Genomic DNA, 22,227 nt, shown 5'->3' on the forward strand with positions numbered 1-22,227 from the left:
TGATCAGGCAACGCCTACCGGCGCATCGGCAGGTAACTTCACCGCTTCCTCTCCCGACACCAGCGTTTGCCGCAGCGCATTGAGCGCGGACGAAAAATGCCCCCGCCGCCAGACGAGCAGCGTCTCGATCACGCCAATATCGGGAAGCTCATGAACCGTAATATTGCTCGCATCGGTTTGCAGATCGAGCACTGATCGCGGCGCCACGGCCACTCCCGCGCCTGCGGCGACACACGCCACGATCGCGTGATATGAGCCGAGCTCCAAAACGCGAGCCGGCCTCACCCCATGCTCCAGATACCACCTCTCGATGTACGCCCGGTAAGCGCACCCTCGCTCGAACGCAATCAGCGTCGATAAAGCGATATCCCGCACGTCGTGAATTGGCCGATGCCCTCGCGGCGATAGCATCACCAGTTCTTCGCGAAAAACCGGCACTGTTTCGAATAACTCGCCGAGCGCGGCGGGATCGGGCGGCGTCGCCACCAAGGCCGCATCCACTTCGAATTCGCGGACCCGCTCGATCAGCTTGCCGGTCGTGCCGGTTTCGAGTTCAAGCGCGACATCCGGCCACTGCTGGTGATAACGCGCGAGCAAGCCGGGCAGGCGTGTCGCCGCGACGCTTTCCATCGTGCCCAAACGCAAGCGCCCACTCGGACGATCCTCGCGCACCGCATGGCGCGCCTCGTCGGCGAGTGCGAGCAGGCGCTCCGCGTAGGGCAGCAGCGTCTCGCCGGCCGGCGTCAAAACGAGGCGCCGGCCGTCGCGAATGAACAGGTCGGTGCCCAATTGCACCTCGAGCTGTTTGATACGCGTCGTGACGTTCGACTGCACGCGATTGAGCTTGGCAGCGGCGCGTGTCACGCCGTTTTCGCGCACGACAGCACGAAAAATGGTCAAGGCAGCGAGATCCATGATTCTCTCTCGGTGATGATTGATATCCGAATTATTCATTTTTTGTGATTGAAAGGTCAAGCTAATATGGATTGAAGAAACCGGTGACCGCCGGCCCGAATCCATTTACTGTCTGCTCATGAACGATCTCGCTTCCAGCGCGCACGACACCTCTGCCGAATCCCACGCCGCCCGCCGTGCGGCGCTTGCCTGCATGGTGACCTTGGCCGTGGCGCTCGGGATTGGGCGTTTTGCGTTCACCCCGCTGTTGCCGCTGATGCTTCACGGCAGCGCCTCCGGCCAGCCTCAACTCGATATCCAGCATGGCGGCTGGCTCGCCTCGTTCAACTACGCGGGCTATTTCGTCGGTGCGGTCGCTTGCGCGGCGCTGCGGGTCGAGCCGCCGCGCATGGTGCGTGCGGGGCTCGTGGCGACGGTCTTGCTGACGCTGGCGATGGGCGTGACAAACCAGTTCTGGATTTGGGCTGTCGTACGCTTCGTCGCGGGTGCGGTCAGCGCCTGGACCTTCGTGTTCGCCTCGCAGTGGGGCTTGCGGCGCCTCGCCGAACTCGGCGCGCACGGGTGGAGCGGGGTGATTTACACGGGCCCGGGCGTGGGCATTGTCGGGACGGGATTGCTGGTCAGCGCTGCGGGCAGCTTCGGCGCAACGGCCGGCTGGATCGGTTTCGGGCTTGTCGCGGCGGTGCTTTCGATCCTGGTTTGGCCGGTGTTCGCGAGCGTGGCCCATATCGCGCCACGAGGCGCGGCGCTTGCCGCGGGCGGCACAACCGCTGCCGTCCATGCGAGTAAAACCCCCGCGGCCGGCCAACACGCCCGCACAAGCAATGTCCCGCACCGCGCCGACGCCTTCTGGCTAGTCCTGCTCTACGGCGTGCCCGGCTTCGGCTACATCATCACCGCGACGTTCCTGCCGGTGATCGCGCGCCACGCGCTGCCAGGCTCGTCCTGGCCCGATCTGTTCTGGCCGATGTTTGGCGCGGCCTTGATCGTCGGTGCCTTGTGCGCGGCACGCCTGCCGGTGCATTGGGACAACCGCACGCTGCTCGCCGGTTGCTATGTGCTGCAAGCCGGCGGCATTGCGCTCGGTATCGTCTGGCCCACAGCAGGCGGCTTTTCGCTTGGCAGCATCCTGATCGGCCTGCCATTTACGGCAATCACCCTGTTCGCGATGCGCGAAGCGCGGCGTCTGCGCGGCGACCATGCGGCCGGTCTGATGGGCTATGCGACCGCGGCCTATGGCGTGGGCCAGATCGTCGGTCCGCTGGTGGCCGCACCGATAGCGGAACATACGGGGTCTTTTTCGCCGGCTTTGTGGCTCGCGGCGGGGGCGTTGCTGCTGGGCGCCGCCGGCCTGATCATCGTGGCACGCATGCCGCGTGGCCGCGGCCGCATGCCCGATTGCGGTCGCAACTAACGGTCTTTCTCAGTCTTTCTCACACAAATACCCAACCGAAAAACAAATAACCCACCGGCGCACTAAAATGACCGCTTTCCCGTCATCTCAGCGCGCCTGTCGCCGGACGCGCCGCCAGCCATGCAGCATTTCGCGTCCGACAACTATGCCGGCATCTGTCCCGAAGCGCTCGCCGCGCTGACCGCCGCCAACAACAGCGGCCACGAGCCGGCTTATGGCGACGACTCCTGGACCAACCAGGTGTGCGACCGTCTGCGGGATCTGTTCCAGACCGATTGCGAAGTGTTCTTCGTGTTCAACGGCACCGCCGCCAATTCGCTGGCGCTGGCGTCGCTGTGCCAGTCCTATCACTCGGTGATCTGCCATGAACTTGCGCACATCGAAACCGATGAATGCGGCGGCCCTGAGTTCTTCTCCGGCGGCTCGAAGCTGCTGACCGCACCGGGCGTCGGCGGCAAACTCACGCCGGATGCGATCGAAGCGGTTGTCACGCGCCGCGCCGATATTCACTACCCGAAGCCGAAGGTCATCACGCTGACTCAGTCGACGGAAGTAGGCACCGTCTACACAGTGGAGGAAGTGCGCGCGATCGCGGCGATCGCCAAACGGCGTCATCTGAAAGTGCATATGGACGGCGCGCGGTTCGCGAACGCGGTCGCGGCGCTCGACGTGCATCCATCCGAGATCACGTGGCGCGCGGGCGTCGACGTGTTGTGCTTCGGCGGGACCAAGAACGGTTTGCCGGTCGGTGAGGCCGTGGTGTTCTTCGACCGCTCGCTCGCCGACGATTTCGCCTACCGTCTGAAGCAGGCCGGCCAGCTCGCCTCGAAAATGCGCTTCATCTCCGCGCCGTGGCTCGGTCTGCTGGATAACGACGTCTGGCTGCGCAACGGGCGTCATGCGAATGCGATGGCGGAATTGCTGCAAACGCGGTTGCAGGAAATCCCCGGCGTGAGCATCATGTTTCCGCGAGAATCGAACGCGGTCTTCGCGCAATTGCCCGCGCAGGCCGCCAAGGCAATGCGTGCGCGCGGCTGGAAGTTCTACGAGTTCATCGGCGCGGGCGGTTGCCGGCTGATGTGCGCCTGGGACACGCAGCCGGAAACCGTCGAGCGTTTCGCCGCGGACGTGCGCGAATTGTGCGTGGCATAAACCCGCGCTGCGTTCGAGTTCGAACACGATAATCAGATACAAGACATAAGACGACCCACTCGCCATGACCGAATACCGATTTTGTCCGCGCTGCGCTACGCCTTTGATCGAGCGCGCCGATGCCGAACACGAAGGCAGCCGGGTCCGCCAGACCTGTCCCGATACGGAATGCGGCTACGTCCACTGGAACAATCCGCTGCCGGTGGTGGCCGCGATCGTCGAATACGAGGGCAAGATTCTGCTCGCACGCAACGCCGCGTGGCCGGAAGGCATGTTCGCGTTGATCACCGGCTTTCTGGAAAACGGCGAGACCCCGGAAGAGGGCATTGCCCGCGAAGTGCTGGAAGAAACCTCGCTGCACGCGGAGACGGTCGAGTTGATCGGCGTGTACGAATTCATCCGCAAAAACGAACTGATCATCGCGTATCACGTGAAGGCGTACGGGACGGTCGCGCTGTCGCCGGAATTGCTCGAATACCGGTTGATCGAACCGGCCAAATTGCGTCCGTGGCGTGCGGGCACCGGTCAGGCGCTTGGCGAATGGATGCGGCGGCGCGGCTTGCCGTTCGAGTTTGTCGAAAAACCGGGGCAATAAGCGATGAATAAACCCGTACCCGCAGCGCGCAGCGCCTACCCGCATTTTCTGCCGATCACCACGCGCTGGATGGACAACGACGTCTACGGCCACGTCAACAACGTCGTCTATTACAGCTACTTCGACACCGTGGTGAACGAGTATCTGATCCGCGCCGGCGTGCTCGACTTCGAGCATGGCGCGACGATCGGCCTCGTGGTCGAGACGCATTGCAATTACTTCGCACCACTGGTGTTTCCGGAGCGGGTCGAAGCGGGCCTGCGGGTGGTGCGGCTCGGCACCTCGAGCGTGCGCTACGAAGTGGGCCTCTTCAAGGAGGGCGAGGATCAACCCGCCGCTCAGGGTCATTTCGTGCACGTGTATGTGGATCGCGTCACGCGTCGTCCGGTGAGCTTGCCCGCCGACTTGCGCGCGGCGCTCGAACCGCTGAGCGTCGCCGTGCAGGCGGAATAGGCGCGTGCAGTCGTTCGTCATCAATCTGCTCAATGGTGTCAGTTACGGCCTGCTGCTGTTCATTTTGTCGGCGGGCTTGACACTGATTTTCAGCATGCTCGGCGTGCTGAATTTCGCACACGCGAGCTTTTACATGCTCGGCGCGTACGTCGGCTTTTCGGTGGCGGCGCATGCGGGTTTCTGGAGTGCGCTGGTGATCGCGCCGCTGATCGTCGGCGTGATCGGCGCGGCGCTGGAGCGCTCGCTGCTGCGCCGTGTGCGTGTGCACGGTCATCTCCCCGAGTTGCTGCTGACTTTCGGCGCCGCGTATCTGCTCGGCGAACTCGTTAAGCTCGGTTGGGGCCTGAGTCCCAGCCCTTTCAAGGTCTTTGCGCGGCAAACCTGGTAACCTGGCGACCTGTTCAAGGACGATGGGTACGAAGGGATGTTTGACGAGGTGATGAAGCGTTTCGAGCAGCAGGCACCGGTATGCGTGATGGCACGCCTGGCACTGCAGAGAGCCCTCGCACCGCAATGGGTCGACGAGGTGTTTGCCGAGCATCGGCTGCGGCAATATCCACGGGAATTGCTGTTCTCGACGGTGGTGGAACTGATGACGCTGGTGTCGCTGGGACTGAGTCCGTCGCTGCACGCTGCGGCGACGCAGACGAAGCACCTACCGGTGTCGCTGGCCGCGCTGTACGAGAAGCTCAACCGCACCGAACCCGCGATCCTGCGTGCCCTGGTACAGGGCAGCGCCCAGCGTCTGGAGCCGGTGCTGGCGGCGTGGCCATGCCAGGCTAGCCTGCCCGGCTGGCGTGTGCGTGTGCTTGATGGCAATCACCTGCCGGCCAGTGAGAAGCGGCTGGCAGCGCTGCGCGAACAGCGGGCGCGTTGCCCGGGCATGCTCTGGTCGTCTACGAGCCGGATCTGGGTCTGGTCACGGATCTGATCGCTGTTGAGGATGCGCACGCGCAGGAGCGTTCCGCGGTGGCCCCGCTGCTCGAATGTGCCGGCCCGGGCGAGCTGTGGCTGGCCGACCGGAATTTCTGTACCAGCACGATCCTGCTGGGCTGGCATCAGGCACAGGCCAGCTTCATCGTGCGCGAACATGGCCGCAACAGCCCGCCGCTTGCCAGTAGTGGGCCATGGGTGGACGCTGCGCGCATCGAGACCGGACAGGTGCGTGAGCAACGCATTGACCTGAAGTCCGGGCTGCAGGGCTGGCGGCGCATCGAACTGCAGCTGGACCAGCCTACCGATGCGGGAGACACGGTGATCAGGCTGTGGAGCAATCTGCCTGCCGCGGTAGGCGCACACGAGATCGCCCGGCTGTACCGCAAGCGCTGGCGTATCGAAGGCATGTTCCAGCGACTCGAGTCGGTCCTGCATAGCGAGATCCGCACCCTGGGGCATCCACGTGCCGCGCTGCTGGGTTTTACCGTCGCGGTGCTGGCGTACAACGTGCTGGCCACGCTCAAGCGCAGTGTTCAAACTGCCCATGCTGCAGCCGATGAAACCGATGCAGCGCCAACGGAGGTCTCGACGTATTACCTTGCTGTGCAGATTCGCACCCAGTATGAGGGCATGCTCATCGCGCTGCCGCCGGATGAATGGTCGCACTGGAGCGATGCCACGCCCGATGTGATTGCCGGCAAACTGCTCGAGCTGGCACGATGCGTCGACCCAGCCTAGGTACGCACACGCAGGCGTGGTCCCAAGACCCGCAAACGCGCCCCCTATGTCGAAGGTGCAGTAGCCCGTGCCCATCACAGTACAGCCCGCCTGCTTAAGCGCGCCAAGGGCGGGACATCTTGATCAAGACCTTGAAAGGGCTGGGCCTGAGTCCGCTGAGCGCCACCGTTCTGGCCGCGCTTGACGGGCCGTTGTTCACGGTCTACGGCGCGGCCTTCGCGCGCGATCGGGCCTTCATGATGGCGGTGTCGCTCGCGATGCTGGCGGTGCTCTACGCGGTGCTGCGCGTGTCGAAGGCGGGCTTGAACGTGCGCGCCGCGCTCACGCATGCGAGCGCTGTCGAGGCGCTCGGCCATAACGTGCCGCGCGTGTTCACCGGCGTATTTGCGGCGGGCACAGCGCTCGCCGCGCTCGCCGGCGTGATCGGCGCGCCGCTCTTCGTAATCGAACCGGCGATGGCGGAGTCGCTCGGCTCGATCGTGTTCGTGGCGGTGGTGGTGGTGATCGGCGGGCTAGGCTCGCTGAGCGGGGCGCTGGCGGCGTCGCTGATTGTCGGTTGCGTGCAGACTTTTGCGGTGGCGAGCGACGTGTCGTTGGGCGATCTCACCGCGCCGTTCGGCGCCGAACTGCCGGCCGCATGGGACGCGCTCACGCTCGCGCAACTCGCGCCGCTGATTCCCTATCTGCTGCTGGTCGCGATGCTGGCGTTGCGCCCGCGTCGACTGTTCGGACGGCGTGACGATCATGCGTGAGCCGCTCGAAACGCTCGCTGTGCCGGCGGCCACGTCTCGCTCAATGTTGTTCAGGTTCGCGCCGTGGCTCGCGCTCGTCCTGTTCCTCGCCGTGCCGCCCTTTGTCTGGCCGCAAAGTTGGTCGCTCGCCTATCTTGCGCAGACCGCGACGATGATCGTGTTCGCGCTCTCCTACAACCTGCTGCTTGGTGAAACCGGCTTGCTGTCCTTTGGCCATGCCGCTTATTCCGGCCTCGGCGCGCTCATCGCTGCACACGTGTTCAATCGCATTGGCGTGCCATTGGTGCTGTTGCCGTTGATCGGCGGCCTCGGCGGCGCGCTGTGCGGGGTCCCGTTCGGTTTCGTGTCGACGCGGCGTGCCGGGACGGCTTTCGCGATGATCACGCTCGGCATCGGCGAACTCGTCGCGGCGGCGGCGTGGACGCTGCCCGACTGGTTTGGCGGCGAAGCCGGCGTGCCGATCGATCGCGCGAGCGGGCCGGTGCTCGCAAGCTGGAGCTTCGGCCCGGCGCGCGAGGCGTATGCGCTGATCGCGCTGTGGTGCGTGCTGGCAAGCGTGGCGATGTTCGCGCTGTCGCGCACACCGTTCATGCGGCTCGCGAACGCCGTGCGCGACAACCCTGCGCGCGCCGCGGCGATCGGTTGCCATCCGCGCCGCATCCGCTATGGCGTGGTGGTGATGTCGGCGTTTTTTGCGGGGATCGCGGGCACCCTGGGGCTGATCAATGTCGAACTGGTGTCGACGGAAAGCGTCGGCATGATGCGCTCGGGCGCAGTGCTGATCACGACGGTGATCGGCGGCACGGCGGCATTTTTCGGGCCGGTCGCAGGGGCGATCGTCCTGACATTTTTCAGCGTCGCGGTGGCGAGCGTCACGCGGGCCTGGCTGTTCTATCTTGGGCTGTTCTTCATTGTGGTCGTGGTGGTGTCGCCGGATGGGCTTGCGGGCTTCGTGCAGTGGCACGCGGCCCGTGTCGCCGCTTACGGTTGGCGCGTGTGCAGCAAGGCATATCTATGGAGTGCGGCCTCGGCGGTTCTGTGGACGCTGGCCGCCGTACTCGCAGTGCAGTGGGCGTACGCCGTGCAATTCGGCGCGGACGACGGTGCGTCTTTCAACGTCATCGGCGTGCTGCTTGAGACGGCCTCGCCGCATTTTTGGCTCGGCGTTGCGGTGTTTATGCTGGCCGCGCTAGGGGCACTCGCTGCGCACTATGCGCTTCGCGCGCAAGCGCGTCTCGCCGTTCGCGTCCGTGCTACGCCGACTATCGGAGACGCGCGATGATCCCGGCCCTCGCGGTCTACGGCATCGAAAAACGCTTCGGCGCCACGCAGATTCTGCGCGGCGTCGATCTGGCAATCGAGCCCGGCGAGCGTCATGCGTTGATCGGGCCGAACGGCGCCGGCAACTCGACGCTCTTCAATTTGATCGCGGGTGGCGCGCGGCCGAACGCCGGGCGCATCGATCTGTTCGGCGCGGAGATCACGCGTCTGGCGCCGGCCGCGATCACGCGCCGCGGCCTCGCGCGCAGCTTCCAGACCACGAGCGTGTTCGCCCGCCTCAGCGTGTTCGACAATCTGCGCTGCGCGGCCATGCTGGGCGAGCGTGACCGCACGCGCTGGTGGCAGCGTTTCAGCGGCTCACGCACGGTTGATGCGCGCGCCGAGGAGGTGCTCGACGCAGTGGGCCTAAGCGCGCGCCGGCATAGCCTGGCCGGCACACTGAGCTATGCCGAGCAGCGCGCGCTCGATCTCGGCCTCGCGCTCGCGGGCGGCGCACACACTCTGCTGCTCGATGAGCCCGCCGCCGGCATGAACCGCGCTGAAGCGGCACGCGCCATCGAACTGATTCGCGCTACCACCGCGGGCCGCACGCTGCTGATGGTCGAGCACGATATGGACGCCGTGTTCGCGATCGTCGAACGGATTTCGGTGCTGGTGCAAGGGCGCATCATCGCGACCGGTACGCCGGCGGCGATTCGCGCGGATGCGGAAGTGCGCGCTGCCTATCTTGGCGACGGCCTGCCCACATGACCGCTTTGCTCGACATTCGGCAATTGAACGCCTGGTACGGCGCAAGCCAGACCCTGCATGGCGTTACCTTGCAGATCGAGGCGGGCGAAGTCGTCGCGCTGGTCGGGCGCAACGGTTTGGGACGTTCGACGCTGGCGCGCGCGATCATGGGGCTCGTGCGCAGCGAGGGCGAGTTGCGTTTTGCCGGCCATGCGCTCGGTGGTCTTCGCACCTTCGAGATTGCCCGCCTCGGGCTCGGTTACGTGCCTGAACATCGCGATGTTTTTCCGGCGCCGAGCGTCCACGAGAATCTGCAACTCGGCGTGGCGCCGCGCGCTCGCGGCCGCATCCCGCGCTTTACCTTGGACGACGCCTACGAACTGTTCCCCGTCCTACGCGAAAGAAAGCGCACGCGCGCCGGCGCGTTATCGGGCGGCGAACAGCAGATGCTGACGCTCGCCCGGGCATTGCTTGGCGATCCTGACCTGCTGGTCATCGACGAACCCGGCGAAGGGCTCGCTAGCCAGGTGATGGGGCAGGTCGCCGAATGTCTGCGGATGCTGCGTGATCGTGGCGTGGCGATGATGTTGATCGAACAGCGGCTCGTGATTGCGCAAGACCTCGCCAGCCGGGTTGCGGTGATGGGGCATGGCGAGATTGTCTTCGATGGGGCGTTGGCGTCGTTTGTGGAGCGGCCGGATGTAATGCAGGAATGGCTTGGTGTGGGGTAGCCCGGATGTGCTGTAGCTGGCCTTGATCGCTTCTTTTCGTCTTTAGCGCTCCTTCGCTGCGGCATGTCGGCACTTCAGCACCCCGGCACCCCGGCGCAACATGCCCGATCAACTTGCAGGTACCTCATCGCGTTTATTGCGGCGCCGCATTCGAATTTCCGGCCATTTTGCTGTCCTGACGGACACGTCAAGCACGGCACGATTCTCGCGCACATCGCCGCGCGTCCAAATCGCTCTCAGCATGCCGTTTGAATCCCGTTTGCACGCTGACTGCTCAAGCCCGGCGCGTGGGGCTTTCCAATGATTCAATGGGGCGATTCAAACGCTTGATCGTTTGGTGAGCGTCCTCCAGAAATCTTGTCGGCAGCGCGCCCACAAATCAAGACAATCAGGTCAAAGGCGCGCAACGGCGGCACGGTGTTTTAAGCCGGCGTATGCGCGACGGACCATGCCGTGTCGGCCGCGCGAAAGACGTGCCGCGGCTTCAGGAGGAGACATCATGAGACAGACAGGCGCACTGGGCGGAAAGCCGGCTAAGGGAGGGCAGACGGAGGCTTCGTTGCGGCCGCCTCAGAGGACGCTGCGGAGTCAAAGGATGCTGCCGCTTCGAATGGCGCGATCGCCGCTTGGAGAAGCGTGGCGCGCCGGTGCGGGTGCCGTGTTGGTGACGGCTGCACTGTTGATGTCCGCGTGCGCCGACGCAAGCTCCACGACGGGCGATGCGGCATCCGCACCGTCGACACAGGCGAGCGCGTCAGTGAACGCCGTGAGCAATAACGATGGCCCGCTGACCGCAAAATCGCAGCCGGATGTGGGACTCGCCGCCAATGCCACGAACGCCGTCAACGGCGCGAACAGCGCAACCACCGCCAGCGCCGATCAACCCGCCTCCGCATCACGTCCCGCGCTCGAACTCGCCAAGTCTAAACAACTGGCTGCCGAACAGAGCGTTGCCGCACGCGTGCCCTCTGCGAGTGGCATGACCGAAAAGCGCATCCGTCCGTTGACGCTGCGCGATTCCGGCATCGACGGTTCGTTGATGTTCGCGCGCGACGTCGACTTTCGCGTGACAGGCGACATCGGTTTCATGATTCACGACATGGCGGCGACGCTGACTCCTTCGCGCGCCGGTCAGCCGATCGTGTTCGACGATCCGACGGCAGTGACGATCAACGTGCACCGCGGCGAGGTCACGCTCGACAGTGCCAAGCTCACGGCGATTTTCAACCGTTATCTGTTCCAGTACCAGGGCTCGCCGCTGCGCAATATGCGTGTCGTGCCGCAAGACGGCGGCACCTTGCGCATCACGGGTGAAATGCATCGCGACACCTGGGTGCCGATCGTGCTGACCGGCTCGCTGTCGATGCGTAACACTGACGATCTCGTGTTCCATGCCGACCACGTCGAAGTGGCCGGTGTTGGCGCCGACAAGTTGATGCAGGCCGCGCACGTGAAGATGGCCGACCTGTTGAAGGTGGACACCCCGATCGCGCGTCTGGAGGGCGACGATGTTGTGATGCAGGTCGCCAAACTCACGCCGCCGCCCGCGTTGCGCATGACGATCACAAAGATCGACACCAGTGCCGCGAGCGTGCGCTTCACGCTCGACGACCACACGATTCAGAAAATAGACTGGCCCGCGACGATGCCGCCGCGCGGCATGCTGGTGCAGGGTGGCGACGTGAAGTTCATGCGTTCGATACCGATGAACATTGACATGGCGCTGACGCCGCTCGATAAGAACGCGCCGTTCGTATTCGACCTGTACCACTACCGCGACCAGATGGCGGCCGGCTACTTCACCTTTGACGAGGCGGGCGCTCTGGACGTGCATCTCCCATCATATACGACTTTAGCCAGCGCGATGAAAGATGTCCCGCTGCAGACGGGCAGCGCGAGCGCGCGTTTTAACGACAGCATCATTCGTGCGCAACAGGCGTCGCTTGCGCAGGCGCGTCTCGTGTGGCAACAGGTGCCGCAGACATTGCAGACCGCGTCGGTTGCACGCGCGATTCCGGTTGGCACACGAGCGGCGTTTTCCGGTCGCAGCATGGCGACGCCTGGTTCCGCGATCAGTGACGAGCGGCATTCGTCCGGACCTGCACCGTTGATTCACGTCGAAAATGTGGACTTCTACGTATCGGGCCGAATCGGTTTTCATGTACGTTCGCTGGACGCGCAGATGGTGCCGAAGAAGCCGGGGCAACCGGTCGATCTAGATGACCCTGATCAGTATGACATTCGGATCATTGGCGGCGAGGTGATTGAACCGTGGCCTGCGATGGCGGCGTTGTTCAACGATTACCTGCTCGACTATGAACCGCGTTCGCTGAACGATTTGCAGTTGAAGCCGGTGGACGGGAAGTTGGAAGTGTCGGGCGGGATCAAGTTATGGGATCATTTTCCTGGCGTGTGGCTGCCCACGACGATGAGCGGCACGATCGTGGCGAAGGATGAGCGGCACCTTGTCTATGAACCGACTTCGGTGAAGGTGCTGGGGGTGCCGCAGGCGGGGTTGTTGCGGGCGTTGGATATTCCGTTGGCGTCGTTGACGCCTTTTACGCGCAAGGGTGTTGCGTTGAAGGGTAACGAGTTGGTGTTCGATCAATATACGGTGTTTCCGCCGCCGGTTTTGCAAGGGCGGCTCGCGAGTGCAACGGTGACCGATGAAGGGTTGGTGTTGAAGTTCAAGCGTGATGGTTCGGTGGTTGCTGCGAGGCCGCCTGTCGGCGCTGGGAAGAGTTTTGTCTGGATCGAGTCTGGGGATGTGAAGATGTTTAATTCGTTGGTCACGAATGCCAGGACTTTTATTCGCGATAGTTCTAATCCTGGGGTGATGAGGTTTGATCTTTATGGGTATAGGAGGGATGTTTCCAAGGGGACTGTGAGGATGGGGGAGGATGGTGGGTTAGAGGTTGATCTTGCCGCTAGGAAATAACGGTTTTTTGCCAGCTCGGCGCTTGGTTTGTCTGTGTTTTTATGGTGTTGGCCTTTCCTTGCTTTGTTAGTGGTCTATTAGCGTTGCCCCTGTGCGGGGCGGCACTCACTTCTCTTTGCGGCCGGTGTATAGACCGGGGACATGGTTGACAGACGTGCGGGGACATCATTGACACTTTATGGTCAGTGATTTTCGTTCCTCAGGTCAAGGGTGAGGATGCGATGGTGGGCAAACCAGAATTCAAATACGCCGTCCTCACCCTGCTTTGCGCGGGCCGCAACCGGCAGCCCATAAAGTGCTTTCGAGACCCTGAGGCGCCGTCCCTCAAAGCGTAGCTGGCCATTCGATTTGACCCGCAGCACCACGTCATCCGGGCCGTACTCCGGCTCCTGCAGGATCGAGGGATACGCCCGGGGGCTCGGCCGGTAGCGACTGATCGGCGTGTCCATACCGATCGCCTCATGCGGGCGCTCGCAGCTATAGACGGTGCGCCAGCGGTCCAGTTCGTGTTGCACGTGCTGCTGGGTGGCGAAGCTTCGTTCGTTCAGTACTTCAGCCTTCAGCGTACGGTGAAACCGCTCGTCCTTGCCGTTGGTCTGCGGGTGGTAAGGCCGGCTGTAACTGATGCGGATACCCAGCCGGATCAGCCAGACGGCCAGACGGCCAGCTCGGTGAGTTGCCCCGGACTGCCGGGCGAACCCCACGGCGAGCCGTTATCGGTGTTGATGCGCAACGGCAAACCGTAGTGCCCGAACGCTTCCCGTAACCCCGCCTGCACGGTTGCGGTATCGGTTGGCCCACAGGCGCGCAGCAGGATGCTGAAGCGCGAGTGGTCGTCGAGCACGGTCAGGGGATTTCAACGCCCTTCCTGAAGGGTCTCGAAGTGTCCCTTGAAATCCATCTGCCAGAGTACGTTGGGCTGCTCGTGCTCAAAGCGCTTCCAGGGTTCGCTCATCGCGGAATCGGCCGGCAGGATCAGGTTGTGCCGGTGCAGGATGTCGGTCACGGTGCTGGGCTGTGGCGCCGCCTCAAAGCCCAGATCCCGCAGGCGTCGGCTGATCTTGCGCCCACCCCAACGCGGATGTGCCTGACGCAGCCGCACCACTTCCTGCTCCATCGCAGCGGGTGTCTTCGAGGGACTGCTGGCAGGGCGTCGGGATTGATCTGACAGCGCATTCTCGCCGCGCCTGAGCCATTTGTAGCCGGTCTGCCGGCTGATGTTAAAGCGCTGGCACAGCTCGGTGATCGTCAGCGTGTCCTGACTGGCCAGATGAACAAATTCCTCTCGGAGGCTCATGGTGTCTCTTGCGTTCCAGGGCATGGTTGGGACCGGGCGTTTTAATACCCGGAAGTGTCAACCATGTCCCCGCACACCTGTCAGCCATGTCTCCGGTCTATACACGGCCGGCAAAGAGAAGTAGGTGCCGCCCCGCACAGGGGCGACGCGAATAGACCACTAACAAAGCAAGGAAAGGCCAACACCGCAGGCATACAGACGCAAAAGCGCCCCGCAGGCAGCCAAATCAAGAAAACCCCACCGCCGCAGGCACACAAAACGAACAAGCCCTCCGCAGGAAAACCCCTTAACTATCCTTATTAATAATCCACTCATGCGCCGGATCATTACGAAAATGCCAGACGCGTTGTCCTCCCGCCATAACATTCAAATAATAAGACTCATACCCATAGGGAACAACCACAGGATGATACCCACGCGGCACCATCACAACATCGTGATCCTCAACAGCCATCGACTCATCGATATCGCGCATATCCGTATACACACGCTGAAAAGCAAACCCTTGCGGCGGATCGAGCCGATGATAGTAAGTCTCCTCAAGCGAACTCTCATGAGGCACGTTATCCGTATCATGCTTATGCGGCGGATAGCTTGAAGCATGCCCACCGGGCGTCCTCACCTCAACAACCAGCAAAGACTCCGCAAGCTCAGTCTGCGGAAGAATATCGCATACATATCGCGTATTCAGCCCTTTCCCGCGCGTGGAACGCTTCATAGAGGAAGGCTCGATCAACCTCGCGGGGTACGCGCCCTTGGCAGGCGCACTCGCCACACCAACCTCCGCATCGCGACAGGCGCGAACCGTCGTCCGCACGCCAGGCGGCAAATACACCGCATACGGCGCGGAATCCTCGAACACGCTATCGCGCGAACCCAATGAACGCCACGTGGTGTCAGCCGTTTCAATATCCACCGCGCCTGTGAGCACCACAATACACACCTCTCGCGAGGGCTCAAACACATGAACGACTTCATCCGCGCCCAGCCGGTAAGCGGCGAATCCCACATACCGCCAGCACGCCGACTCAGGCGTCACCCGCGCGATCGTCTGGCCTTCGCGCTGTCCCTTCACCAATAAACTCATGCTGCCTCCTGCCCAATCTTGTCTCCGGCATCGAGCGGTGCATCGACCAATGCTCGCAACGTCCGGAATCCTTTTTGCGCATAGTCGTACGATGGCGCCACCACCGGGTCCTGTTCCGCTTCAACCACGAGCCAGCCACGATAACCATGCCGCTTCAATCGATCGATGATCGCCGGGAAGTTCACCGCGCCATCGCCCGGTACCGTGAATGCACCGTTGATCACCGCGTCGAGAAAACTCCAGTTCCGATTACGAGCCAGCTTCATCACCGCGGGTCGAACGTCCTTGCAGTGCACGTGGCATACGCGGCCAATGTGTTTGTCGAGCACCGCGAGCGGATCGCCACCCGCAAACGTGATGTGCCCTGCGTCAAATAATAGGCCGACGGCGTCGCTCGTGCGCGACATCAATTGATCGACGTCAGCGGGCGTTTCGACATACGCGCCCATGTGATGGTGGTACGCAAGCCGCACGCCGCGGCTTAACGTATAGCGAGCGAATTCGTCGACGCGCGCCGCATACGCGGCCCACTGCGCGTCGCTGAAAAAACGCGGTCGTTGATAGAGCGGTTGCGGTGCGCCCTGAATCGAATCGGCGACTTCGCCGTAGACCATCGCCGTCGCGCCGTTTTGCGCGAGCAGGTCGAGATGCGGGCCGACCGAGGCGATTTCCTCTTCCACGCTGCGTCGCGCGAGTCGTCCGGAGTACCAACCAGATACCAACGCCAGATCGTATTGAGCGAGCAGCGTCTTCAGCGCCTGCGGCTCGCGCGGAAACTTGTTGCCGAGCTCGAAGCCCTGATAGCCGATCTGGCGTCCTTCGGTCAGCGCGACCTCAAGCGGCGTTTCACCGCCGAGCGAAGGCAGATCGTCGTTCATCCACGATAAAGGGTTGATGCCGATACGTACGTCGAAAGCAGTCATGCGGGCATCCTCTCATTCGTTGTCGATGTGACCGGCGCGCTCGCCAGGTTCGGCGGGCGCCGCACGGGCTGCGAGTTGCGCGTCGTATTGCAAACGGGCGGCGCGCACGGTGTCGCGCGCGGATACTTCGGGCACGGCGACTTCCCACCACCAGCCACCGTCGTCCGTGGTGCGGGCAGGGTCGGTGTCGATACTGATCACGTAGGTGCGATCGGCCGCGCGCGCACGTTGCAGCGCGCTTTCAAGTTCGGCGATATTCGCAACGTGCTCGGCTTGCGCGCCGAGCGCACGTGCATGCGCGGCGAAGTCGATCTTCGGTGCGCCGAGCGGGCCCTGCATGCAGTCCTCGAGCAGGTTGTTGAACGGCGCGCCACCGCAAGCCTGCTGCAAGCGGTTGATGCAGCCGTAGCCGCGATTGTCGAGCACCACCACGATCAGCTTCGCGCCGATCATCACCGAGGTCGCGATCTCGCTGTTCATCATCAGATAGCCGCCGTCGCCGAGCATCACGATCACTTCACGCGCGGGCCGAGCGAGTTTGACGCCGAGGCCGCCGGCGATTTCGTAGCCCATGCACGAGTAGCCGTATTCGACGTGATACGCGCCCGGTTTGCCGGCGCGCCATAGCTTGTGCAATTCGGCCGGCAAGGTGCCCGCTGCGCATACGACGATGTCGTCCATCGCGGAACGTGCGCTCGAACGCTGCACCGCGCCAATCACGTCGCCTTCATACGGCAGCACGGTGTCGCGTTGCGGCGCATGCGTGAGGGTGCTCACGGTATCGCGCCAGCTCGCCGCGAGTTTGTGCGCGCGCGCGGTCCATGCGCGCTCCGCGTGCCAGCCTTGTAGCGGTTCGGCGAGCGCATCCAGTGCAAGACGTGCGTCGGCTTCAACCGCCAGCGCGCGATGCTTGATGCCGTCGAACGGATTCGCGTTGATGCCGATCACGTTGGCCTGCGTGAACAACGTGTTCGACCCGGTGGTGAAGTCCTGCAAGCGTGTGCCGATCGCCAGCACGCAGTCTGCATCGTGCGCGAGCGCGTTGGCGGCCGGCGAGCCGGTTACGCCCAACGCGCCGGCGTTCAACGGATCGTTCCAAGCGAGCGACCCCTTGCCGGCCTGCGTTTCCGCCACCGGAATACCATGCGCGGCGGCGAAGCGGTGCAGCGCATCGGTCGCGCGGCCATAGAGCACGCCGCCGCCCGCGACGATCAGCGGACGCTTCGCGCGGCGCAGATGGGCAACCGCCGCGTCGATCTCTTCGGCGCGCGGTGCAGGCGAGTGAAACGTGACGACGCGCGGCGCGAAGAAATCAACCGGGAAATCCCATGCCTGCGTTTGCACGTCCTGAGGCAATGCGAGCGTGACGGGACCGCATAGCGCCGCATCGGTGATCACACGCAACGCGCGCGGCAACGCATTGAGCAACTGCGCCGGATGCACGATCCGATCGAAGTAGCGCGACACCGGCTTGAACGCGTCGTTGGCGGAGACTGCGCCGTCATGGAAATCTTCCACCTGCTGCAACACCGGATCGGGCGCGCGCGAGATGAACACATCGCCGGGCAGCAGCAACACGGGTAGACGGTTCACATGCGCGAGCGCAGCGGCGGTGATCAGGTTGGTCGCGCCGGGTCCGATCGATGTCGTAACGGCCATCATGCGGCGACGGAAATGTGCCTTCGCGTAGGCGATCGCGCTGTGCGCCATCGCCTGTTCGTTGTGCGCCCGCAGGGTGGGCAACGCTTCGCGATGCTGATACAAGGCTTCGCCCATGCCGGCCACGTTGCCGTGCCCGAAGATCGCGAACACGCCGCCAAAGAGCGCCTCGGTGCCGCTGCCGTCTTCGGTCGCGACGCGTTGTGCCGCGAGGTAACGAACGAGCGCCTGCGCGGTCGTCAAGCGGACGGTGCCGGATGGTGCGTGTGCCTGAGTGGCGTCGTTGGCGGACGCCGCGTCATGATGCAATACGCGCTGGTTCATGCCGCCTGCTCCTGATGTGCATGACTCGCCGTGGTGGGTTGCACGCTCGCTGCTCCACGCGTCGCACGCCACGACGCGATCAGCGTTTCGAACGTGCGGCGCACGCGCGCGATCAGTTCGTCGTCGCCGATTTCACCGGCGAGCCAGGCATGGCTCGGCTCGTGAAAAATCGTGCGGCCCACGGTAAAGCCCCGGCACGTCGCCGATTGTGCAGCCGCGCGAAAGCCCTCGTCCAATTGCTCGACTGCCGCCGACAAACCGAGCAGCACCACACCCCGGCAGTACGGATCGCGCTCGGCGATCAGCGCATCGACGGCTTGCCATTGGGCGGCGTCCATCGGTTCGAGCTTCCACCATTCCGGATAGATGCCGATGTTGTACAAGCGCTTCAACGCGCGATAGACGACGTCCGGCGCCTGCGGGAGATTTGCGTGCTTCGGCGGAATCACTTCGAGCAGCAATTCGTGGCCGCTCGCTTGTGTCGCGTCGTAAAGCGCACGCAATTGTGCTTCCTGTTCGAGGCGTTGTTCGACCGGTTCGTCGGGATGAAATTGCACGAGGCACTTGGCGATGTGTTCCTGCGGCCACGCGATCAGCGTCGTGCCGATCGAGCGGCCGTGGTCGAACACGAGCGGCACGGAGCCCGGCAGCTCGACCGGCCGGCCGATCCACCAGCCGCGGCCGGTGGCGGCGTTCAAGGCGTCCTGACCGTAGCGGTCATCGCTCAATATGCCGATGCGGCCTTGCAAGCCTAAGGCGGTTTCCGTCTGCGCGACAGCTTCGACGAACAATCCCTTCAGGTGCGCGATGCGTGCTTCGTCGGCGCCGGTCTGCTGGGCGAGTTCGAAGAACTGGTTGCGGTGGTCGAACGCGAATCCGAGTACTTCGTCCCATTGTTTGCGGGCAGCGGAGACGCGATGCAGGCGGGCGAGTGTCGCGTCACGGTCGGGGCGGCGCATGCGCTGCGGATCGGCTTTCGCTTCGCGCAGGAAGTAGTCGAGTTCGGCGGGCGTCGGCATCGCGGGCGCGCAGCCGTGACGCGAGACGACCAGCGCGCCGCTCGCATTGGCCGCGCGCGCGCACGCTTCGAGCGATTGATCGTGCAACCATCCGGAGAGAAAGCCCGAGGCGAAGGCGTCGCCCGCGCCGAGCACGTTCAACACTTCCACTTCGACTCCGCCGTGAACCGGCACATAGTCGAGCGTGGCGGGCACTTTGCCGTCGATGATCTGGCAGCCCATCGGTCCGCGCTTCAGGACCAGCGTGGCCGGCGTTACGGCACGCACCATCGCGAGTGCGTCAACGAGTTCGGGTTTGCCGCCGGCGATGCGGAACTCCTCTTCGGTGCCGATCACGAGATCGAACAAAGGCAGAATGCGCTGCAGATGCGCGGTCACGCCTTCGCTCGCGACGAAGCGGGTTTCGCCATCCGCCTTGCCCGTGAGACCCCACAACACAGGGCGATAATCGATATCGAGCACGGTGCGCACGTTATTGCGCCGCGCGTAATCCAGTGCGCGGCGGCTCGTGCGATTCACCTGCTCGGTCGAAAAGTGCGTGCCGGTAATCAGCAGTGCTTTCGAGGACGCGATGTACGCCTCGTCGAAATCCGCTTCATCCACCGCCATATCCGCGCAGTTCTCACGATAGAAGATCAGTGGAAACGTATCGCGATCTTTCAGGCCGAGCAGAACGAGCGCGGTCAGCTGCCCCTGATCGACGCGGACATGACTGACGTCGCAGCCTTCCTTCGTCAAGGTCTCGGTGAGAAAACGGCCCATGTGATCGTTGCCGACGCGCGCCAGCATCGCCGAGGCAAGCCCGAGCCGCGCACAACCGAACGCGATATTCGCCGACGACCCGCCGAGATACTTCGCGAAGCTCGACACGTCTTCGAGCCGAGCGCCGACTTGCTGCGCGTACAGATCGACGGCAAGACGGCCAAGACAGACGATGTCGCGGCTGCGGCCCGGCGCGAAACGGCTGGCGCTTGCCGCTGAAGCCGACGCGGGACTGTTGCCGTTCGCGTTCTCAGTTCCGCTTGATGTGCTGGAATGATCCATGAATATTCCTGAATGACTGAGCGCGGGCGTGAGGCGCAGCGAAGCGCCGCCGACCCGCGCGAATGAATCAGATCGTCGCGCCTTCGAGTTCGCCGATCATCTTCTGCATTTCGGCGCCGCCGGCCATCATGTCGAGCACTTCATCCTTGCTGATGGTGTCCTTCGTGAACGTGCCGAGCGATTTGCCGCGATTGAGCAGCGTGAACGAATCGCCGATTGGATACGCGTGATGCACGTTGTGCGTGATGAAGATCACCGAGATGCCTTTCGCGCGGGCCGTGTGGATCAGCTTCAGGACGTTGAAGCTCTGCTTGACGCCGAGGGCGGCGGTCGGTTCGTCGAGAATCAGCACGCGCGCGCCGAAGTGAATCGCCCGCGCGATCGCCAGACATTGCTTCTCGCCGCCGGACATGGTGCCGATCGGCTGATGCGGGTCGCGCACGTTGATGCCCATTTCGGCGAGCTTTTCGCGTGCGGTGGTCGCGCTGGTTTCGAGATCCATCACGGTCAGGAAACCGAACAGTTTCTTTTGCGGCTCGCGGCCCATAAAGAAATTACGCGCCACGGAGAGCAGCGGCACGAGCGCGAGATCCTGATAGACGGTAGCGATACCGAGATCGAGCGCGTCTTTCGGCGAGTCGAACAGCACGGGTTTGCCGTCGACCAGATACTGGCCGGAAGAGGGTTGATGCACTCCGGCCAACGTTTTGATCAGCGTCGATTTGCCCGCGCCGTTATCGCCGAGCAGGCAATGCACTTCACCGCGCTTCAGATGCAAGGTCACGCCGCTCAGTGCGATGACCTGGCCGAAGTACTTGCTGACGTTTTCGAGCGACAGGATCAGATCGTCCTGCGCCTCAGCCGCGGTGTTGACGGTATTCGTATCGGACATGGTCGTCTCCTCGTTACGACTGCGCGACGCGACGGCGCACATAGTGATTGAACAGCACGGCGATCAGCAGCATTACGCCGAGGAACACGCGGAACCAGTCGGAGTCGACGTTCGTGTAAGTGATGCCGATCTGCACGACGCCGAAGATCAGTGCGCCGAAGCAGGCGCCGATCACCGAGCCGTAGCCGCCGGTCAGCAGCGTGCCGCCGATCACCGCCGCGATGATGGCTTCGAATTCCGCTTGAAGGCCGCGGTCGGCCGCGGCCGAACCGATGTCGCACACCTGTAGCACGGCGAACAGGCACGCGCAGAACGCGGTCAGCACGAACAGCGAAATCTTCACGCGACGCACCGGCACACCGACGTTCTTCGCCGCATTGGCGTCGCCGCCGACCGCGAAAATCCAGTTGCCGAAGCGGGTCTTGGCGAGGGTGAACGCGCAGACCGCGGCAAGCGCGAACCACCAGAGGAGAACTTTCGGAATGCCCGGCACGAGCGGATTGCCGTTGTCGAGCAACTTGACGACACCAATGTGGCCGAGCCAGACGAACAGGCCCTTGAACGCGACACCCTGGAACAGCGTATGGGCGAGCCAGTCGTGAGCGGCGACGTCGCCCACGCCGGAGATGATCGTGCGGTCGGCGAACATGACCGACAGGGCCAGCGTGAGCCCGCGCAGGATGAACAGAAATGCCAGCGTCACGATGAATGACGGCAGGCGCGTGCGCATCACCAGATAGCCGTTGAGTGCGCCGAGCAGCATCGATCCGGCAAACGCAAACACGATCGACAAGGCAATCGGCCAATGAAAGTACATTGTGGGCAGCGCGACCATCATCCCCGAAAAACCGATCATCGAACCGATCGACAGATCGAATTCGCCGGCAATCATCAGCAGGCATGCGCCGACTGCGATCAGGCCAAGATAGGCAGCCACTTGCGACCAGTTCATCACCCCGTCGAGGTTGAACATGCCGGAGTTGCCGGCCGCAATGCCGAACACGAGGAACACCATCACCGTGCCGGCGAGGGCGGCGAATTCCGGACGGTTCAGCAGATGCCGGAACCACGATTCCTGGCGCACGCGCTCATCGGCCGCTGCGGGCGCACCGCTGGACGTCGACGCTGATGCCGCCGGAGTGTCGGAAGCGGGCTGCTTGCGGGGATGGGGATGAAAGGGGTTGGCTACGCCCATTGAAGCTCTCCTTGATGCGCCTTGAGGTGGCGGTTGGTGGCGGTTGCTATCGCGGCCCGGAACTGGACCGCGAGCGGACCGCAATCGGCCCCTATAGCGCGTAATGCACGTAAAACGTGACGAACGCAGGCGTGGGGCGGCCGAGCCGGTGGC

15 protein-coding genes and 4 pseudogenes are annotated in these 22,227 nt (G+C 63.5%); 11 read left to right on the plus strand and 8 right to left on the minus strand.

Annotation, left to right across the window (positions count from 1 at the left end; all coding sequences use genetic code 11):
- Positions 1–3 precede the first annotated feature (3 nt).
- Positions 4–915 carry a LysR family transcriptional regulator gene (locus B0G76_RS04880; RefSeq protein ID WP_120290535.1) on the minus strand — a complete coding sequence of 304 codons (912 nt, stop codon included), beginning with the start codon at positions 913–915 and terminating at the stop codon, positions 4–6.
- Positions 916–1,033: 118 nt separating this feature from the next.
- Here B0G76_RS04880 and B0G76_RS04885 point away from each other — a divergent pair, with 118 nt between their 5' ends.
- The 11 genes and pseudogenes from B0G76_RS04885 (at position 1,034) to B0G76_RS04935 (ending at position 12,634) form a co-directional block, all read left to right on the plus strand.
- Positions 1,034–2,329 (plus strand): YbfB/YjiJ family MFS transporter, encoded by a 1,296-nt coding sequence (locus B0G76_RS04885; protein WP_120290537.1) that lies wholly within the window; start codon positions 1,034–1,036, stop codon positions 2,327–2,329.
- 120 nt (positions 2,330–2,449) lie between these two features.
- Complete coding sequence (locus B0G76_RS04890) at positions 2,450–3,481, plus strand: low specificity L-threonine aldolase (RefSeq protein WP_120290539.1); 1,032 nt, start codon at positions 2,450–2,452, stop codon at positions 3,479–3,481.
- 64 nt (positions 3,482–3,545) lie between these two features.
- On the plus strand, positions 3,546–4,076 hold the full coding sequence (locus B0G76_RS04895; RefSeq protein WP_120290541.1) for an NUDIX domain-containing protein: 531 nt from the start codon (positions 3,546–3,548) through the stop codon (positions 4,074–4,076).
- Between the two features lie 3 nt (positions 4,077–4,079).
- On the plus strand, positions 4,080–4,529 hold the full coding sequence (locus tag B0G76_RS04900) for a thioesterase family protein (protein ID WP_120290543.1): 450 nt from the start codon (positions 4,080–4,082) through the stop codon (positions 4,527–4,529).
- Between the two features lie 4 nt (positions 4,530–4,533).
- Positions 4,534–4,881: pseudogene (locus tag B0G76_RS04905) on the plus strand (ABC transporter permease subunit); the annotation flags it as partial.
- Positions 4,882–5,004: 123 nt separating this feature from the next.
- A pseudogene (locus tag B0G76_RS04910) lies at positions 5,005–6,326 on the plus strand (IS4 family transposase).
- A gap of 20 nt (positions 6,327–6,346) precedes the next feature.
- A pseudogene (locus B0G76_RS04915) lies at positions 6,347–6,955 on the plus strand (ABC transporter permease subunit); the annotation flags it as partial.
- Between the two features lie 43 nt (positions 6,956–6,998).
- The gene (locus B0G76_RS04920) at positions 6,999–8,237 is read left to right on the plus strand and encodes a branched-chain amino acid ABC transporter permease (protein WP_409076746.1); all 1,239 of its coding nucleotides are present in this window, start codon (positions 6,999–7,001) and stop codon (positions 8,235–8,237) included.
- On the plus strand, positions 8,234–8,986 hold the full coding sequence (locus B0G76_RS04925; protein WP_120290547.1) for an ABC transporter ATP-binding protein: 753 nt from the start codon (positions 8,234–8,236) through the stop codon (positions 8,984–8,986). Before B0G76_RS04920 ends, B0G76_RS04925 begins: the two co-directional genes overlap by 4 nt.
- Positions 8,983–9,696 (plus strand): ABC transporter ATP-binding protein, encoded by a 714-nt coding sequence (locus B0G76_RS04930; protein WP_120290549.1) that lies wholly within the window; start codon positions 8,983–8,985, stop codon positions 9,694–9,696. Before B0G76_RS04925 ends, B0G76_RS04930 begins: the two co-directional genes overlap by 4 nt.
- 595 nt (positions 9,697–10,291) lie before the next feature.
- Complete coding sequence (locus B0G76_RS04935) at positions 10,292–12,634, plus strand: hypothetical protein (protein WP_259460503.1); 2,343 nt, start codon at positions 10,292–10,294, stop codon at positions 12,632–12,634.
- 182 nt (positions 12,635–12,816) lie between these two features.
- Here the strand turns inward: B0G76_RS04935 and B0G76_RS04940 are convergent.
- The 7 genes and pseudogenes from B0G76_RS04940 to B0G76_RS04970 form a co-directional block, all read right to left on the minus strand.
- A pseudogene (locus B0G76_RS04940) lies at positions 12,817–13,955 on the minus strand (IS481 family transposase).
- 262 nt (positions 13,956–14,217) lie between these two features.
- Positions 14,218–15,018, minus strand: coding sequence for a 5-deoxy-glucuronate isomerase (gene iolB, locus B0G76_RS04945; protein ID WP_120290551.1), 801 nt, complete (start codon positions 15,016–15,018; stop codon positions 14,218–14,220).
- Positions 15,015–15,941, minus strand: a complete 927-nt coding sequence (gene iolE / locus B0G76_RS04950) for a myo-inosose-2 dehydratase (RefSeq protein ID WP_120290553.1) — start codon at positions 15,939–15,941, stop codon at positions 15,015–15,017. The genes iolB and iolE overlap by 4 nt, the downstream gene beginning before the upstream one ends.
- A gap of 12 nt (positions 15,942–15,953) precedes the next feature.
- Positions 15,954–17,924 carry a 3D-(3,5/4)-trihydroxycyclohexane-1,2-dione acylhydrolase (decyclizing) gene (gene iolD / locus B0G76_RS04955; RefSeq protein WP_120290555.1) on the minus strand — a complete coding sequence of 657 codons (1,971 nt, stop codon included), beginning with the start codon at positions 17,922–17,924 and terminating at the stop codon, positions 15,954–15,956.
- Positions 17,921–19,987, minus strand: coding sequence for a bifunctional 5-dehydro-2-deoxygluconokinase/5-dehydro-2-deoxyphosphogluconate aldolase (iolC, locus tag B0G76_RS04960; protein WP_120290557.1), 2,067 nt, complete (start codon positions 19,985–19,987; stop codon positions 17,921–17,923). The genes iolD and iolC overlap by 4 nt, the downstream gene beginning before the upstream one ends.
- 67 nt (positions 19,988–20,054) lie before the next feature.
- Complete coding sequence (locus B0G76_RS04965; protein WP_120296206.1) at positions 20,055–20,879, minus strand: ATP-binding cassette domain-containing protein; 825 nt, start codon at positions 20,877–20,879, stop codon at positions 20,055–20,057.
- Positions 20,880–20,892: 13 nt separating this feature from the next.
- Entirely contained in the window at positions 20,893–22,074 is a 1,182-nt protein-coding gene (locus B0G76_RS04970; RefSeq protein ID WP_120290559.1) for an ABC transporter permease, read from the minus strand.
- Positions 22,075–22,227 lie beyond the last annotated feature (153 nt).

The sequence above is a fragment of the Paraburkholderia sp. BL23I1N1 genome (genome assembly GCF_003610295.1).
In the GTDB taxonomy this organism is placed as follows: domain Bacteria; phylum Pseudomonadota; class Gammaproteobacteria; order Burkholderiales; family Burkholderiaceae; genus Paraburkholderia.